The 18,305-nt window shown below is 35.5% G+C and carries 14 protein-coding genes; 4 read left to right on the top strand and 10 right to left on the bottom strand.

Annotated features, from left to right (window positions below):
• Positions 1-189: 189 nt before the first annotated feature.
• From DLK05_RS14195 to DLK05_RS14180, 4 genes are all read right to left on the bottom strand, one after another.
• Complete coding sequence (locus DLK05_RS14195) at positions 190-1,026, bottom strand: zinc ribbon domain-containing protein (RefSeq protein WP_127344673.1); 837 nt, start codon at positions 1,024-1,026, stop codon at positions 190-192.
• Positions 1,027-1,031: 5 nt separating this feature from the next.
• Positions 1,032-2,126, bottom strand: a complete 1,095-nt coding sequence (locus tag DLK05_RS14190) for a Nif3-like dinuclear metal center hexameric protein (RefSeq protein ID WP_127344672.1) — start codon at positions 2,124-2,126, stop codon at positions 1,032-1,034.
• Positions 2,127-2,145: 19 nt separating this feature from the next.
• Positions 2,146-2,481, bottom strand: coding sequence for a MerR family transcriptional regulator (locus DLK05_RS14185; protein WP_209319891.1), 336 nt, complete (start codon positions 2,479-2,481; stop codon positions 2,146-2,148).
• 138 nt (positions 2,482-2,619) lie between these two features.
• Positions 2,620-3,588 (bottom strand): M23 family metallopeptidase, encoded by a 969-nt coding sequence (locus DLK05_RS14180; protein ID WP_127344671.1) that lies wholly within the window; start codon positions 3,586-3,588, stop codon positions 2,620-2,622.
• 130 nt (positions 3,589-3,718) lie between these two features.
• On the opposite strand from DLK05_RS14180, the gene alaS reads away from it, so the two are divergent.
• The gene (alaS, locus tag DLK05_RS14175) at positions 3,719-6,352 is read left to right on the top strand and encodes an alanine--tRNA ligase (RefSeq protein WP_127344670.1); all 2,634 of its coding nucleotides are present in this window, start codon (positions 3,719-3,721) and stop codon (positions 6,350-6,352) included.
• A 79-nt stretch (positions 6,353-6,431) separates the two neighbouring features.
• Here alaS and ccsA read toward each other — a convergent pair whose 3' ends face one another.
• The 5 genes from ccsA to DLK05_RS14150 all read right to left on the bottom strand — a co-directional run bounded on the left by ccsA (position 6,432) and on the right by DLK05_RS14150 (position 12,041).
• Complete coding sequence (gene ccsA, locus DLK05_RS14170) at positions 6,432-7,217, bottom strand: cytochrome c biogenesis protein CcsA (protein ID WP_127344669.1); 786 nt, start codon at positions 7,215-7,217, stop codon at positions 6,432-6,434.
• A gap of 17 nt (positions 7,218-7,234) precedes the next feature.
• On the bottom strand, positions 7,235-8,488 hold the full coding sequence (locus DLK05_RS14165) for a cytochrome c biogenesis ResB family protein (protein ID WP_209319890.1): 1,254 nt from the start codon (positions 8,486-8,488) through the stop codon (positions 7,235-7,237).
• Positions 8,489-8,610: 122 nt separating this feature from the next.
• Complete coding sequence (gene nrfA / locus DLK05_RS14160; protein ID WP_127344667.1) at positions 8,611-10,122, bottom strand: ammonia-forming cytochrome c nitrite reductase; 1,512 nt, start codon at positions 10,120-10,122, stop codon at positions 8,611-8,613.
• Between the two features lie 11 nt (positions 10,123-10,133).
• Positions 10,134-10,733, bottom strand: a complete 600-nt coding sequence (nrfH, locus tag DLK05_RS14155) for a cytochrome c nitrite reductase small subunit (RefSeq protein ID WP_127344666.1) — start codon at positions 10,731-10,733, stop codon at positions 10,134-10,136.
• 36 nt (positions 10,734-10,769) lie between these two features.
• Complete coding sequence (locus DLK05_RS14150; RefSeq protein WP_127344665.1) at positions 10,770-12,041, bottom strand: alginate export family protein; 1,272 nt, start codon at positions 12,039-12,041, stop codon at positions 10,770-10,772.
• Positions 12,042-12,635: 594 nt separating this feature from the next.
• On the opposite strand from DLK05_RS14150, the gene DLK05_RS14145 reads away from it, so the two are divergent.
• On the top strand, positions 12,636-15,701 hold the full coding sequence (locus DLK05_RS14145; protein ID WP_127344664.1) for a cytochrome c biogenesis protein: 3,066 nt from the start codon (positions 12,636-12,638) through the stop codon (positions 15,699-15,701).
• Between the two features lie 100 nt (positions 15,702-15,801).
• Here DLK05_RS14145 and DLK05_RS14140 read toward each other — a convergent pair whose 3' ends face one another.
• Positions 15,802-16,020 (bottom strand): hypothetical protein, encoded by a 219-nt coding sequence (locus tag DLK05_RS14140; protein ID WP_127344663.1) that lies wholly within the window; start codon positions 16,018-16,020, stop codon positions 15,802-15,804.
• An 877-nt stretch (positions 16,021-16,897) separates the two neighbouring features.
• Here DLK05_RS14140 and DLK05_RS14135 point away from each other — a divergent pair.
• On the top strand, positions 16,898-17,641 hold the full coding sequence (locus DLK05_RS14135) for a DUF6261 family protein (protein WP_127344662.1): 744 nt from the start codon (positions 16,898-16,900) through the stop codon (positions 17,639-17,641).
• A 229-nt stretch (positions 17,642-17,870) separates the two neighbouring features.
• Positions 17,871-18,278, top strand: a complete 408-nt coding sequence (locus DLK05_RS14130; RefSeq protein ID WP_127344661.1) for a hypothetical protein — start codon at positions 17,871-17,873, stop codon at positions 18,276-18,278.
• Positions 18,279-18,305 lie beyond the last annotated feature (27 nt).

The raw sequence follows: 18,305 nt of genomic DNA, 5'->3' as shown, positions 1-18,305 counted from the left end.
TCTGTATATGGGCTTAAGCCTAATGTTTGTTGTTGAACGAGCATGATATTATTTTTCTAACAGGCTCTAAGATATTAAAAAAGCATCAAGCCAAAGAGTAATTCTTCGGTTTGATGCTTGATAGTATGTTACTTTTTCAGTGGCCTCCTCATATCTAGATACCCTCTTTTTATATGCTTTAAGATTATACTATTCTTTTTTACGCGTTCTTCGTTTTGGTTTAGCAGCTGCAATAGCCTTATCTTCTTCTTCCATAGAATGATCGTAATCGCAAATATAACGATCGACCAATATACGACCACAATATTCACATACTATAATCTTTTTGCGAGAACGAATATCCATTTGACGTTGAGGTGGTATCTTATTAAAACAACCTCCACAAGCATCACGTTCAACAGTAACTACAGCCAAACCATTTCTTGCGTTAGCACGAATTCGGGAATAAGCTGTCAACAATCTTTCTTCAATTTTATCCTTAAAAGAATCAGATTGATCTACTAATTTACTTTCCTCTTTTTGAGTTTCTGAAACAATCTCATCCAACTCGCCTTTCTTAGACTCCAAATCACCTTTCTTGTCAGCAAAAACTGCGTCCAAATTCTCAATTAAAGCTTTCTTGCTATTCATATCAGCAGTAAACTCTTTAATTCTTTTTTCGCACAATTCGATTTCAAGATTTTGAAATTCGATCTCTTTAGAAATAGAGTCAAATTCACGATTATTGCGAACATTCATTTGTTGAGCTTCATACTTTTTAATAAGCAATCCAGCTTCTTTAATCTCTTGCTTCTTCTTGGCGATTGTTTCAACAAGTTCTTTTACTTCATTATTTAGATTCGTACCTCTTGTTTCGAGCCCGGCGATCTCATCTTCCAAATCCTGAACTTCAAGTGGAAGCTCCCCTCTAAGCGTTCTAATTTGGTCCACCTCAGCATCAACTCTTTGCATCTCATAAAGAGTGCGTAATTTTTCTTCAACTGAAATATCCTTTAAATCTGAAGCTTTTGGATCTTGTGTTGTCATATGTTTTACAAATAATTTATTGGATTCGAATTTATCTCTGAAATATGAACTGCAAAGTTAGGGAATTTTTTTGTAACTAACTCATAAAAAATATCGCGAGTAAATTGTTCACTTTCATAGTGTCCAATATCTGCAATCATCAGCTTTTCTTCTGCATTAAAAAACTCGTGATATTTAAAATCACCAGTAATAAAAACGTCAGCTTCTTCCTTTATAGCCTGAGCAAGAAGAAAACTACCACTTCCACCGCAAACAGCTATTTTACTAATTTTTTCATTTACAATATTAGTATATCTAATACAGCCAACATTGAAGATCTTTTTAATTCTATTCAGAAATATCATAGCATCTTCCGACTCTTCCAAAACACCTATTCTGCCATGGCCGACTAAAGGATTTTCGTTCTCTATTGGATAGATATCATAAGCTACTTCTTCGTAAGGATGACTCTTTAATAATGCATCAATCACTTTTCTTGTTCGATATCCAGAAAAAATCGTTTCGATTCTTACCTCCGATTCTTCATGCAACTTATCCTTTTCACCTACAAACGGATTTGCATTTTCTCCTCCCCGAAACGTACCTATTCCTTTTGCATTAAAACTACAAGAATCGTAATTTCCAATACTTCCTGCACCAGCTTGAAAAATAGCATTCCTAACTTTCTCGGCATAATCCTCTGGAACAAAACTTACCAGTTTCTTTAAATCTCCTTGAACTGGAACTAAAACCCGTGTATCTTTTAATCCTATTAAATCACAGATTCTATCACTTACGCCACCCTGAACAGCATCCATATTGGTATGGGAAGCATAAATTGCTATTTTATGCTGTATTGCTAAAATCAAAGTTCGCTCTACATAACTTTTACCTGTCAAACTCTTTATTCCTTTAAAAAGAATAGGGTGATGAGAAATAATTAAGTTATCACCTTTCTGTATGGCCTCCTCAACAACGGCCTCGGTAACATCCAAACATATAAGTACACCACTAACCTTCAAATTAGAGTCGCCAACAATTAATCCTGAATTATCATATGACTCCTGATAAGATAGAGGAGCCATCTGTTCTATAGATGAAACAATATCTTGTACCTTCAATTTTTACTCGTTTAAGTGATTATAACGCATCTTTAATCTCCAAAAGAAGATCTTTTATTTCCTGCAATCTGGTGACAACGACAAAATTGTTCTCCGTATCCTCCTTATTTTCTTTTATTTTCTGTTTTGCTCCTTTCAATGTCATTCCCCGTTCTTTTACAAGATGAAAAATTAAATGAAAATTTTCAATGTCTGCTTGCGTGAAAAAACGGTTTCCCTTTTTATTCTTTTTAGGTTTTATAATATCAAACTCCTTCTCCCAGTATCGAATCAGAGAGGTGTTCACCTGAAACATATCGGCAACTTCACCTATAGAATAATAAAGTTTTTCTATTTTCATTTCTTTATAAGGCACGATTATACTTTTTAAATTTAATAGAAAAGTAAAACAAAGTTGTTTAAGAACAATTTACAAACTAAAGTAATAAATAAAATGGCACAGAATATGATTTCCTATGCCATTTTTATGTCTTCTTATTTATTATGCGTTGATCTAATCCATTGTTTGACCAGTATTTGCTGATATAGCTACCATTCTATCATATTCATCAGCAGTTAAATCATTAAAGTAATAATTTACCGGATCGACGGGCTTATTATTTTTTCTAACCTCATAATGAAGGTGTGGCCCTGTTGACTTACCTGTATTACCCGAAAATCCAATTACTTCTCCTCTTTTTACTCTTTGTCCTTTCTTTACATTATAAACACTTAAATGAGCATAAACAGTCTTATAACCATATCCATGATCTATTTCAATCTTTTTTCCGTATCCTCTTTGCTTATGCGCGAATCTAACTACTCCATCCCCCGCCGCATATATTGGTGTACCGATAGTACAAGTAAAATCCATTCCATCATGGAATTTTCGGGTTTTATAAATAGGGTGAATCCTCCATCCAAAACCAGCTGATATTCGTCCATAATCCTTTAAAGCGAGCGGCATTATTGCAGGTATTGCTGCCAACATTTTGAACTTATTCTTCACCATGTCCTCCACATCGTCGTAAGACTTTGTCTGAACATACATGGATTTAATAATTCCATCTAATTTCTTCGTAGTTGAAATAACCAAATCTGCATTGTCTAAATTCTCCAAATTCTTATATCGGTTTACACCACCAATTCCGGCTTTTCGAATATTAGAATGAATGGGTTCCGCTTCAAAAATAACACGGTATATATTATCATCTCGCTGTTCCAGATCCGACAATACACTTTCAACTTGTTCAAATTCCGAGTTTAATCTGTTATATTGAGAAAGAATTTGTTGATTTTCACGTATCAATGATCGCTCCTTAGGTGAGCCAAAGAAATAGAACAATACTACTACCATTGCAATAGCAAGTACTGAACTCGAAGCAATGTGCTTCAATACCTTGATAATTCGAGTCTTAATATTGAGCTCAACCTTTTCGTAGCTAATAGACTCAGGGTTAAACTGATACTTAGTTTTCGCCATGTAATATTTTTCGGTTAATTTTGCAGAAAAAGCCTAAATTTTTGCTCATTTTAGATAACAAAATTAAGGAAATAATCTAACTTTGCAAGCTAAGTATCAAAATCTCACTGATTTAAAACATAATCAACATATGAATTCTAGCGAAATCAGACAAACATTTTTGAATTTTTTTGATTCAAAACAACATAAGATAGTTTCTTCAGCACCAATGGTGATAAAGGACGATCCTACATTGATGTTTACTAATGCAGGAATGAACCAGTTTAAGGATATTTTTTTGGGCAATACTCCAATAAAATATAAACGTATTTCAAATTCCCAAAAATGTTTGCGAGTGTCAGGAAAACATAATGATCTGGAAGAGGTCGGACATGACACCTATCATCACACAATGTTTGAAATGTTGGGTAATTGGTCTTTTGGAGATTATTTTAAAAAGGAAGCTATTGATTGGGCGTGGGAACTTCTTATTGAGGTATTTAAACTGCCAAAAGACAGAATTTATGCTACCGTTTTTGAGGGATGCGAGGATGATAAATTAAGTAGGGATAATGAAGCTTCTCAATATTGGAGCAAATATCTCCCTGAAAGTCATATTATCAATGGGAATAAAAAAGATAACTTTTGGGAAATGGGTGAAACAGGTCCCTGTGGTCCTTGTTCCGAAATTCATATCGATTTAAGAAGTGATGAGGAAAGAAAAATATTGGATGGCGCAAAATTAATCAACCAAGATCATCCTCAGGTTATTGAAATATGGAATCTGGTATTCATGCAATACAATAGAAAATCAAATAAATCATTGGAATCCTTACCTCATCAACATGTGGATACTGGAATGGGATTTGAACGATTATGCATGGCTTTACAAGGAAAAACTTCCAACTACGATACAGATGTATTCCAACCTATTATCCAGACCATTGCTAAAATGGGTGGAAAAAAATATGGCGAAGAGGAAGAAATAGACATTTCACTTCGTGTGATTGCTGATCATATCAGAACAATTGCATTTGCGATAACTGATGGACAATTGCCTTCTAATAATAAAGCGGGCTACGTTATCCGAAGAATTTTACGTCGAGCAGTTCGTTACGGATATACATTCCTTGGATTTAAAGATCCATTTATGTACCAATTGATTCCTGTTCTGATTGAAGTGATGGGACAACATTTCCCCGAACTTATCAAACAACAAAATTTAATCGAAAAAGTGATTAAAGAGGAAGAAAATTCATTTTTGCGAACCTTAGAAAATGGAATACGCCTATTAGATCAAATTATCGTAAAAACTAAAGCTGATGATTTCAAAGTGATCCCGGGAAAATTAGCCTTTGAATTATACGATACCTACGGATTTCCTTTAGATTTAACAGAACTCATTTTAAAAGAAAATGATCTTGTCGTAAATCGCAAGGAGTTTAATCTGGAAATGGAAGCTCAGAAAAATCGCTCCAGATCCGCAACATCCATAGAAACTGGCGATTGGATCGAAATTTTAAAAGATGATGTAGAGGAATTTATAGGTTACGATTATTTATCTACTGATGTAAAAATCACCCGTTATCGTAAAATCACTTCCAAAGGAAAAGATCTATATCAGCTAGTTTTCAACATTACACCTTTTTATGGTGAAAGTGGCGGACAGGTTGGCGATACTGGTTACATTGAAGCTAATGGTTCTAAAATATCTATCCTTGATACCAAAAAAGAGCATGGTTTAATTGTTCATCTAACGAATAAAATTCCTGAGGATCCAACTACTATATTCAAAGCCGTTGTTAGTGATAAAAAACGTACTCTAACGGCCAACAATCATACAGCTACTCACTTGATGCACTATGCACTTAGACAAGTGCTTGGAGATCATGTGGAACAAAAAGGATCCTTGGTTAATCCCGATCATCTTCGTTTCGACTTCTCTCATTTTCAAAAACTTACTGATGAAGAGATTGCAAAGGTTGAATTAATAGTAAACCAAAAAATAAGAGAGAATATAGCTATTGATGTCAAAAATAATATTCCCATGACTGAGGCTGTGAATATGGGTGCAATGGCCTTGTTTGGAGAAAAATATGGCGATTTGGTTCGCGTAATAAAATTCAATGAATCCGTTGAGCTTTGTGGAGGTACTCATGTAAACGCAACTGGTCAAATCGGACTTTTTAAAATTGTCTCAGAAAGTGCTATTTCTGCCGGTGTTCGAAGAATTGAAGCAATCACGGCTGATAAAGCTGAGCATTTCATTAATGATAAGCTAAATACCTTAAAAGAGATTGAACAAATCTTTAAGTCCAATCAAAATTTAATTAAGAACATTCAGGATTTAATGAAAGAAAATTTCGGAATGAAAAAAAATCTGGATGGTTTTATGAAAGACCGATTAAAAGTTCTTAAAAATGATTTGAAAGCCAATATTTCTGTCACAAAAAACATAAGTTTCATTACAGAACCCTTAGTGGTTCAATCGGCCGGTGATATTAAAGATATTGCATTCCAACTAAAAGGAGAAGTGGACAATTTAGTGTTTATTAGTGGTGCTGATTTAGAAGGCAAAGCTAATCTTACTATCATGTTCTCGGATAATTTAGTAAAAGAATTTGGCTTAAATGCCGGAGTAATTATTCGTGAAGCAGCCAAAGAAATTAAAGGTGGCGGTGGTGGCCAGGCATTCTTTGCTTCGGCGGGAGGAAAAGATCCTAAAGGATTAGAGAAGGCAATTGAAACTGCCAAGAAAATGGTATTACACAAGATAGAGGAGTAATTTCATCTCATCTTCTATTACGAATAAAGGTCATTTCAAATTTGAAATGACCTTTATTCGTATGGAAAACTAAGACACTTTAGGGAGCCTTGCTGTAGGTATGAATACTAAACTGTGCGGAAGGCAAATAATTTATCCCGAACCAACAAACTAAAAGAATTACAAATGCCAATGCCAAAATCCACAATGCAGCTTTGCTCTTTGATACATGTTGATATCTAAAATGAATATAAACCAAATAACCCATCCATGTTATAAATGCCCAAGTTTCTTTAGGATCCCATGTCCAATAATGACCCCATGCCTCTTTTGCCCAAAGTGCACCGAAAAGTAAGCCAAGCGTAAGAAATGCAAATCCCAGATAAACCAAGTTATCAGCCATCAACATAAGCTTAGGTGTTAATTTATTTTTATAAAACTGATATAATCCCCGTATTGCCACCAATGAAGATGCAGCCAAAAAAGCATATGCAAAAATATAAACTACCACATGCGGCACAAACCAAGGACTTTGCAAAGCAGGCATTAATGTTTTGGAAAAGTTCTCGGGATGCAAATAATTTATCAGCAAAAATATTAAGGATAGAGCTAAACTATAATAAAGCATCCAATGGTAACGCCAACGCCAATAGGTTATGAATCCAATTATCGGTAAAAAGAAAGCGTACCATAAGCGAGTTTCCCCTAAGGTCCGCAATGGTGGTCTTTCTAGCTGTATCCACAAAAATGCAATAAAAAGAGCGATACTAAGAATCCCTGCAATCACAAGACTATTTCGGAACCCCTCTTTTTTATGAATAAATGCTGCAACGCCCCAACTGGTGGTACTTATGCTCGCAGTGATTAAAAAATAATTCCAAATCATTCTTCTTAAGCTTTAAATTATAGATCTTCGGATAATACCATACTTGTTGCCTTTTGCCTTAGCTTGCTTCCTTGCCAAAACATGTAAACAGAACCTATCATCATTAAAAACACACCGATATAAACGTAGATTTGCCAAGGATCTTTTACCAGTTCAACAATGCTTAATTCTGAATATTTGCCCATTTTTTCATCATAACTTAGTTGGTAAATCTTCCATCCATTTACGGAATAGGATTTATTCACTTCCAGAGTTTGATTTACCTTGCTTCCATCGGGAGTGAAAATAGTTACCTCTGAGGAAAATTTCCTGGGTTCAGGAACAGTCATTAATAAAGAAAAATCCCGGTTTAATTTCAGCGATTCGTGCTGATGATTAAAACTTCCACAGCTTATCCATCCCGAAAGAGTATCCGAAGAGGAAGTAGTAACTTTGACAAAAGCTGCTGGTGCCGCTCCATAATCAAACATCTGGTAATATCGATCACCAGATCTTCCCGAAGAAGCATAAAACTCACTCACCTCCACATTCCATTGATGTAACTTACATTGCAGTTTTTTTTCAATCATGATCATGGAAGGCTTACTCGCCTCGTATAATTTTCCGCTACTATTCTCTACAACTGCTAACTTAGGATGAAATTCATCGATCTGAAAATGATTTAGGTGAATTGCCAATGGCATTTCATAATATTTACCTTCCCCATCGTATGCTTTCCACTCCGTTTTATTTACATGTAAATCCATACGTAGGCGTTGTAAATCTCCTGCTCCTAATCCGACTGTAAAAATCGTAATCCATAAACCAAGATGGCTACAAATAAATCCCCAATTTCTCCTTTTGAATCTTTCTAACTTCTGGAGTATAACCAATCCTAAAACCAGTAACACATATAAATTAATAAGTAAAAATGACCATGAAGAAGTGAGATCATTTAATTTTAAAGTTGTAATTATATTTTTCCCCTGCATAGGTACTTGCGGACTAATCCCCATCAAAATTACCAATGCAGCAAAGGCCACTACAGCTCCTATTGAAGCCGGTATACCAGATAAAAATCTTATTATCCGGATTTTTCGAAGTAAAAAATACAACAGAATAACCAAGGCTACAAAACAGAGTCCTAGTATTAGGTTTAGCGGATAAACAATTTTCACCTCAGGATGATTCGGAATTGAAAACTCCAAAAGAAAGCCTATTAAAACCAGACCAAAAGAGATTAAAAAACTTTCCATGTATGCCCACGGACTTTCCCAAAGTGGTTTATTCATTTTCGTCATAATTACCTATTCCCTTATATCCAAGCCTGAAAATTGGAACAAATTCCTGATATTAAAAAATATGCTGCCCTATTACAGGCAGCATATTAAAACTATATTGTGAGTATTATAAACTATAATTTTACCTGATAGGTACTTTCCCGCTTCTTAGCTTTTTCTCTCCATTCAGGAAGAAGATTTTTCTTGAATCCTTCTTTTTCTTTTTTCAACTTCTCAATATCTAAACCAATAAATTTCTGAGCTTTTGCTTTTGTAGCAATATCAGGATATGCAACTTCTTGGTTAAATCCATATTTTGCAAATATTCTAGCCAAGTCGATTCGGGCATCCTGAGCACGTACAATTCCGGTAGCAATAATTCGTCCAATTTCTGTTGGAGCATGGAAAGAACCACCATGACTTGCTGCTGCATAATCCCAACGCCATTGTGCATGTCTGATTAATTGTAATACCGGTTTCATTTCGGTTTCTGTTGCTCCTAAATCCCAAGCCTTTTTCGCTTCAACATGTGCACGAACCAATAGCTCTTCCAGTTTATCACGGTTGCCAATGATTTGATCCTGACGGGTAAATACATTTTTAATCAACTTGTCGGTTTCCTGACGGTGACAAACCTGACAAGAATTTGCAACATTATTCAATGGACTTTGAATATGATGATCGGTGAATTTCTGTCCACCTTCCGATTTGTAAGGCATGTGACAATCAGCACAAGAAACACCTCTGTCCGCGTGAATTCCTTTCAAATAAATCTCATATCCCGGATGCTGAGCTTTCAACATTGGAGCTCTACTCAATTTGTGCGTCCAATCTTTAAAATCCATTTCGTCGTAGTATTCTTCCGCAGCTTCCACTGTCATTCCTTTATCCCACGGGAAAGTAAGGTAAGGAACACCCTCCACACGCTTTTTATTGAAATAGTATTCCACATGGCACTGAGCACAAACTAAGGAGCGCATTTCCTGATGAGTCGCTTTATTAATATCCTTACCTTGACGTTCAAAAGCTTCGATCAATGCAGGCCGAGTTACTCTAAGATTCATAGTTTTCGCATCGTGGCAATCCGCACATCCAATAGGATTTACGATTTCGCTACCCTTACCAGCCCATTTTCCTTTGTAAAATTCAGCAACCCCAATTTCATTCATTAAACGAGGTACATCCGGACTTTTACAGGTCCAACAGGTAGCAGGCATAGGTCCATCCTTTTCATTTTTAGGACCACCGGTGCGCAAGGTATTCTGAATATCCTTGACAGCATAATAATGACCTCTTCCCTGATTGTAATCTTTAGAAAAGCCATATCCGGCCCATAATACAACCAATCGAGGATCAACTTCCAACATATCAATCATAGCACTACCATCATATTTACTTCTAAATGTAGTATCGGCTGTTTGATAATAAGATTGAAATTCTCTTGGGAAATTCTGCCCCCAAACTTCATTTCTTGGCTCCCACTGGTCGTATTTCACTTGAGGAGTATAAGCAAATACGGATTCTGCCCTACGTTCCATTATCGAGGAAGCTAACAATCCGAGTAGAAATACAACAACTAAAGTGGCGAGAAAAATCATCCATCCCAACAACGGCTTTTTGCCTACAGATTCTTGTATAGGTTTCATAGTATTAAGTTTTATTCGTTTTCTAATTTTGTTTCTTTCATATAATCATTCAACCAATCCGGAACCGGACTCTCAGGAACCGGTACTCTGGCATTAGGTACACTGGATATGCTGTTTACCCGTCCATGAGGAACTTCCCGATGACATTCCCAGCAAACTCTGTCCTGAGTATTATGAGCGTTATTTGGTACTTTAGCAGCCAGTTTAGGATCTGACAACAGTTGATTGTGACACCGAATACAGTTGTTGTGAACAACCTTTTTCCCAGCCTCCAATATAAAGATCACCTCTGGTTCCTTTCTCATTGCAAAGATACTTGCGTGCCGCAGTCCGTCTTTTGCTTTGAAATAGTATTTATTAAACACATTATTGTGCGGAACATGACAATCGTTACAAGTGGCAACTTCACGATGGGAACTATGATTCCAGGTAGCATACTGTGGTGCCATGATATGACAATTCACACAAGTCTTGGGGTTGTCGGACAAATACGATGCTGCCTTTGAAAGGTAAAGCACATAACAACCCAAGCCTACGAATATACCGAGAACAACATATACCGGAAGTTTCCAGAAAGGCGGCGGTGTTAGAAATTTAAATAGTTTTCTCATTCGCGTTAGATTTGATGTATGGTGATTTTATAGTTTCTATAAGAACTTAGGTTTGAAAACAAGCATTACCCAAGCCCAATTCTGTAACTTCGTCTTGTCTCCCCCCTTTAGTACCTCCATAGTATCAGAAGCAAACATTTGGGAATAACCTGCTTTAATCAATACACCTTTAGAATATTTATATCCTACTGATAAATCTACCTCGGTTCCTAAATATTTATCCAATTTTTCCGTTCCACTCATTACATTTGCCTGAGCCGAAAAAATGTGAATTTTAGAAGCGAACGAAAACTTATCTTTTGCATAGTTAAACCCACCATAAAAATCTTGCAAACCAACGTTATTAGTGTGGTTACCCACATAAAAATAATCCATGTGACCATTAAATTTATGGTTGGTTCCAAATAATGGAGTAAAAGATTTATTATCAAATCCTACATTTTGCTTATTAGAATCGGTACCGGATTGAATTTCAAAACCAACATTACCTTTCCAATTCGAGGAAAGTGGAATATTCATTCCAGCAGAAAGTAAATATGCCTTTAAATCTCTATTGTTTACATCTTTACCAAACTGGGTATAAGCCGAACCTGTAAAAGTAACTTTACAAGGACGATAGTTCATATAAGTTCCAAATGTTTGACTGTATCGGGTAGCATCATCCACTACAGTACCTCCAACAACATTCATATACTGAAGACCATTATTTAGGAATAGTAAGCTAAAATCAAATTTTTCAGATTTGCGATTGTACCACATAAACTGCATGCTTTTGTAGTTTCCTCCTGTTTGATACAAACGATTATCCAATTTTTCGCTATCCTGATTGTAGGCAAAACCGACATGTAACTTTCCATTCTCATCGGTATTGAATTTAAACAAGGCTAAATCATGACTTCTGGCTTGTTGTGCCCATCCTACGTTTCCAAGGATTCGGTGATCGTCGTAAACTAATTCCTGACGACCAACTTTTAAGGAAAAACTTTTGTTGAAGATGATTTCCCCCCATGCTTCGTGAAGCATCAATTGATTTTTATCACTAGCATTCAACTGCTTCACGTCTCCCCAAACTCTAATATCCTGCAAAGACAATCCTACTTTGAATTTTTCTTCGGCATAATTTACATTTAAACGGGTTCGTTGGGAAGTAAAGAAAGCGGCTTCGTCGGATGATTCGTATAAAGATTTTAAACCATGACGGTATTCTGTACGAGGACGAATCTCTCCTGTAAAACTTAGCTGTGCCATTACCATGCCTGGCAAAACGCCAAGAAACAGCAAGAGAATTAGCTTAAATAGATTTTTCATAGATAATTTTTTTACTTGATTAGATTAGGGCGGACAACATTTGTTTCATTAATAACTCAATTGTGTGTTCTTTAATCAAATGCGTCCTTTAAATTTAGGTTTATTTTTCGTCTGAATTAACGCTTATTTAATTCATTATTGGTTCGATACGAATACAATACTAATTCAATTAATGATTTTATTCAATATTTTGAGATTATTTAAATTTATTATATTTAAATTTTAATACCTTTTAATCCTTTTCTATACTTGATTCTCAAGCTATTCATATAAATATAATAGCAAACGAATGAATTACAGTTTATTTTTAGTCTTAATAAGTATTGTGTGTTTTCGATTTATTCGTAATAAGAAATGACATTTATCTACAAAAAACATGGAATATATCAACTACTAAAATAAGATATTCTTATTAGCAATAAGTTACAAATTATTAAGGAACCTCTGGTTGGATTTAAGCCTATTAATTGAGTTTTAGGTGATTTTGAATTTATACAGAAAAGCGTATCTTGAACTCCAATTTGTCGGAAGGGGGTTGAATTACCTGCCTTTTTTTCAAGATTTTTACACATTAATTACATTAAAAATATCGGAATGAAAAAGATTTTAAATTTCCTTTTCTCCATGCAAATGATGGGAGTATTAATTCTCTTGTTTGCATTTTCTATTGGTACAGCAACCATTATTGAAAATGATTTTGGTACAGCAGCTGCCCGATCGTTAGTATATAATGCATGGTGGTTCGAGCTGATGTTGCTTATTATTGTGATCAACCTTATTGTGAATATTTTTCGATATCAGCTCTTCCAAAAAGAAAAGTGGTCTATTTTGCTTTTCCACATAGCTTTTATCGTGATTTTTATTGGTTCGGCTTTTACCCGTTATATTGGTTTCGAAGGAAATATGCATATCCGTGAAGGACAAAGCAGTAATCAAATGGCTACTACAGACACCTACGTGCAAGTGCGACTTAAGGATGGAAACCAACAGATGAATGCAGATGAAAAAATGAACCTTTCATCAATTAAATCTGTTGCTTACGATGAAGATCTTAGTATAGAAAACAAACAGGTTAGCATACATCTCAATAATTTTATTCCTCATGCAAAAGCTAGTTTGGTAGAGGATCCTAATGGAACACCAATGATGGAGATGGTTATTGCCGGAAGTCCTGGTAAAAAGGGAATGCAAAATTTCACCATGCAATACAATACCAAACAGTTTGTGGGAAATCATTTACTGGCATTTGGAAAAAATGCTAATCCCGATGCTATTGTTTTTGACTATACCGACAGTTTGCGTTTATATAGCCCTGTACCAATAACCGAAGTAAGCATGATGGGCGGAGAATCCATCCCGATGGAATCGAATAAATGGATTGTTGTTTCGCCAAGAAAGTTATACGATATAGATGGAACCAAGCTTGTTATCCGTAGTTTTTATCCTTCGGCTAAATTCAATTACGTCGAAGGAAAAGATAAAAACGTTACCAACGTATTGGTTTTTAATGTGAATAGCGGAAACGAAAGTCAGGAATTATTTGTGCGCGGAAGACGTGACTATGTTGGTGTTTCGGCAAAGACAAATATTAATGGAGTGAATGTTTCAATAGGATATGGTTCGAAACTAATGCAATTACCATTTTCCTTAAAACTGAACGACTTTCAATTAGATCGTTATCCTGGATCTCATAGTCCGTCCTCTTTTGCAAGCGAGGTTACACTTATTGATAGTAAGGAAGGAATCACTAAAGATTATAGAATTTTCATGAATAATGTGTTAAAATACAAAGGATTCAGATTTTTTCAGGCATCCTACGATTCCGACGAGCAAGGAACCATTCTTTCGGTAAACCATGATCGTTGGGGAATGATAGTTACCTACTTTGGCTATTTTATATTGATGTTGGGAATGGCATGGTCCTTATTTAATCCTTACACCCGTTTTAAAGCTTTGGGTAAAAAATCAAAGGGAACAAAAACAGCTGTGATTACGGCATTTTTGGTAATTGGCAGCATGCTACCCTCTTCTGCTCAAAACAGAAATGTAGTTCCTACTCAACAGGCAAAACAATTTGGCGAAGTTTTGGTTCAGGACAATAGCGGAAGATTTGAACCAATTAATACGCTGGCTAGTGAAGTGATCCGAAAAATTACCAAGAAGAGCAATTTTGAAGGTTATTCTTCGGAACAAATATTCCTTAGTATGGTGCTTAATCCACAAGAGTGGCAAAGGGTACCGATGATTAAAGTCGGAAATTCAGACTTAGCTCGGGAAATGGGAATAAATGGAAAATATGGTTCCTTCATGAATTTTATCAATCAGCAGGGACAATATAAATTAGGACAAAAGGTGCAGGAAGCTTATGCCAAAAAACCTGCTCAGCGTAATAAATACGACAAAGAGATTATCTCGGTAGACGAGAGAATTAATATTTCGTACATGGTTTTTACCGGCGAGTTTTTAAAAATATTCCCGGATCCGAACGACAACATGAAAGCCTGGTATAATCCAACCAGTCAAATAAAGGTTCATGGCGAAGATTCTCTTTTTATCAAGAAATCAATAATCCTGCTTAGCCAGGCAATCTCTAAAAACGAATTCGATAATGCCAATACCTATATTACAGGCATCAAAAATTATCAGAAAAAATATGGCAGCGCTGTAATTCCATCCGAAACAAAACAAAAAGTAGAGATCTTCTATAACAACACCAATATTTTCAAACGCTTGTTTCCATTCTACTTGCTAATTGGTTTTGTATTGGTGGTATTTCTTGTTATTCAGATCTTGAAACCCAAATTTCCCATTAAATGGATTATGCAACCTGCAATTGGCATTTTAGGTATTGCTTTTCTGTTTCATACTGCTGGCCTGGCTGCACGATGGTATATTTCGGGACATGCACCCTGGAGTAATGGTTTTGAGTCGATGACCTACGTGGCATGGGCTTGTTTACTTGCCGGATTTATCTTCGTAAGAAAGTCCTACTTTGCTATAGCAGCTACCTCAGTACTTGCCGGATTAACGCTTTTTGTAGCTCATTTAAGCTGGATGAATCCTGAGATTACCAACCTGGTTCCTGTGTTAAAATCGTATTGGCTAACCATTCATGTGGCTATTATCACGGCTAGTTACGGATTCCTTGCATTAGGAGCTATTCTGGGAATGATTAACCTTGTTCTAATGATTCTTCAGTCGGATAAGAATAAGGATAGAATTGCCAATAACATTCAGGAACTAAGTAGAATTAGTGAGATGACCATGACCATTGGATTGTATTTCTTAACCATCGGAACCTTTTTAGGCGGTGTTTGGGCTAATGAATCGTGGGGTCGTTATTGGGGTTGGGATCCTAAAGAAACCTGGGCTTTGGTAAGCGTTTTGGTTTATAGTTTTGTGTTGCACATACGCTTTATCCCTGGCTTAAAATCAGTATTCTCCTTTAATCTGGCATCGGTTTGGGCCTACAGCTCTATTCTAATGACCTATTTTGGTGTGAACTACTATTTGGCTGGTATGCATTCCTACGCAAAAGGAGATCCTGTTCCGGTTCCTACCTGGGTTTATTACACCTTGGCAGTTGTGATTGCTTTAAGCCTTGGCGCTTATTTCAACTATAAAAAGTACAAGACTAACACCAAAGAGGTAGAGGCCTAAACGAATAGAATACGCTATAAAATTAAACCCGTCAGGTATCAAATATCTGACGGGTTTGTTATGAATACAGGCACTCAAAATTATGAACGATACAACATCTTTACTTTTCCCTAATCCCAAAAATATTTCTCTTACCAGCTCTCAGTCTTTCGCATAATGATGCTCCACCAAGTAATCCGGTCACCATTAACACCAGGGATAGTCCCACGACAAAGCCATACCAAAAATCAGGAAGTTCGAAATGAAATAGGTGTTTTAATAACTGTATAGCAGCAAAAATTAATAAGCCAATGGATAAAGCAATATTCGGTTTTTTCATTTTAATTCATTTAATGATTAACAAGATGGATTTAGCTTTAAAGCAGATTTAAAGGTAGCTTATTTTATTACATCACTAATATCATATCGATTAATAAAACAGCTGCAATTAAAGCAACAGATTACATTTATTGTAACAGAAATATTCCTACAACAAATGCCATCAATATATAATTATATCATCCAAACAAATTTCCTTTAAATCGCCAATTTATTACGCTGATAGTTCCCTATCGATGAAAAGTTGAACTCTAAAACGACAGGATGGCTGAAAACTCTTCGGACTTGAAATAATCATCATTAAAAAAGAGCAAAACGCATCGGAGAAGTGATTTTACATGATGAAAAAACGGCAATACGCAATGGAGTTCCCCAATTTCATCATGTAAATATGCTTCTCCGGGTCGGAGTTGAATATTATACTTATTAAAAAGCCTAAACCGCTTCAGTAACGACTTTTTCGATGATCATTTTCAGGAAAAACGCATCGGAGTAGGTTGATTACATCCTGAACGAAGCCTACGACGCAACGGAATCCATTCCAACAATAATGAATAACTTTTCCATCCGGATGGTAGAAGATGATGCACTCCTATTCCCTTTCTATTTTTTATCTGCAAACAGGTTTTAGTTTATCGACAAGGATAGTTCTGCCCAAAACATACATTAATACACGCAATCCCCATTATTTTACATTACAAATACATAAAAAATCTGTTAAGATAAATATTTTTAATGAATATTCCGCCTGCCAAATGTGCCAACTTACAAATTCACACTTATCTTATTATTTTAGCCTGAATTGCTTTATTGTTTATTAAAAATTTTCTAATTTCAACATCCTAAAGCTCAAAATATACCTACAAACCTTTTAAAAAATGAATCAAAAAATTTATCATTATTGCGATACAGGCGAAATAAATACCCTTGCATCGAACATTGTGTACGAATTCAGCAAGAGTGATTGGAGTGCCGACCCGGTAATTAGTAATATCATCACTACTTTGGCTGCGGATAATCTTGTCTTTTCAAAATCAATAAAGGCATCTAAGCATGGATTTCGCTCCAAAATGTTACAAAAACTGGATGACATTGCAGATAAGGACTTTATTTGTCTGAAGCAATTTGTTTGGGCTAACACCCACATGCCTGATGAAACTATCTCGGCAAATGCCAGAAAAATTTGGCAAATTATTGATGCCAATAACCTTAATTTGCACCGATTAGGTTACGAAAGACAAATGGCTCTTTCCCATTCACTTCTCACAAATCTGGAAGAGGAGAATGTAAAGCCAATGGTGGACAGCTTGATTGGTGTAAGTGATCTTGTAAAAGCATGTATCAGTTCTTTGAATAATTTTGAATCTTTGTTTCGATCAGAAAAGGAAGAAATAGACAACGAAGATGATATTATTGCCCCTTCAAGTCAAAAAAAGATCGTTCGAAATATCATTAATCAGAAATTGATACCATACCTAAATACTGTAGTTTCTGTATTACCAGAACAATATGAGACAATTGCTCAGGTGATCGAAAATCATATTGTTGCGATCAATACCAAAGCCCGATCACGACAATCCAGAAATACTAGTAACAAACCAGAGATTAGTTTATCAGAATAACAACAGGATTATTGGGCTTTTTTAAGGAGGGACAGGTTTTTTATAATCTGTCCCTTGTTGTTGCTTTAACATCTCGTCTCAACACTTTTTAATTTAAACTCTCGCGTAAAGGTTCGTCTTTCTTCTTTCATATTTCTAAGATATAAATTTATTAAAGCATTATATCTTAACTAACTGTCCTGGTAAATATAACAAGTCCTGATTTCGATTCCGGGCTAATTACCAACCTGTGAAATATATTACTGTTGGCAGTAATTATGGATATCGAAAAAGAAAAAATAATGAGAAAGCTTCCACAAATATAATTGGATATATATCCTATCGACAAATACCATTTATCAATAGTACGGCTAGGTTATCTGTCACCAGCCTTCGGAATAATTATCTAAAAGGACAGATTTACAGATTAAAACTTTACAAAGATTTGATTCCTGCAAAATTATTTAGTGAGATCAATTTTAGTCACGTTGATTATAAATACCAATTTAGCGGTAGCAATTTGTTGCAGAATATTGCAGAGGTCAATTTATCCTGGAGAATCAACAGGAAGTTTTCCTTTTCCGCAAACTATGAAGGTACATTCGAAAAATCTCAAAGATATACCAGAATATACCTCAACCTTATTCAAAGATTTTAATTAGATATATCAATTCCTGGTGTTTTA

The sequence above is a fragment of the Ancylomarina longa genome, assembly GCF_003996985.1.
GTDB classification, from domain to species: Bacteria; Bacteroidota; Bacteroidia; order Bacteroidales; family Marinifilaceae; genus Ancylomarina_A; species Ancylomarina_A longa.
This window is presented reverse-complemented; position numbering and strand designations above follow the sequence as displayed.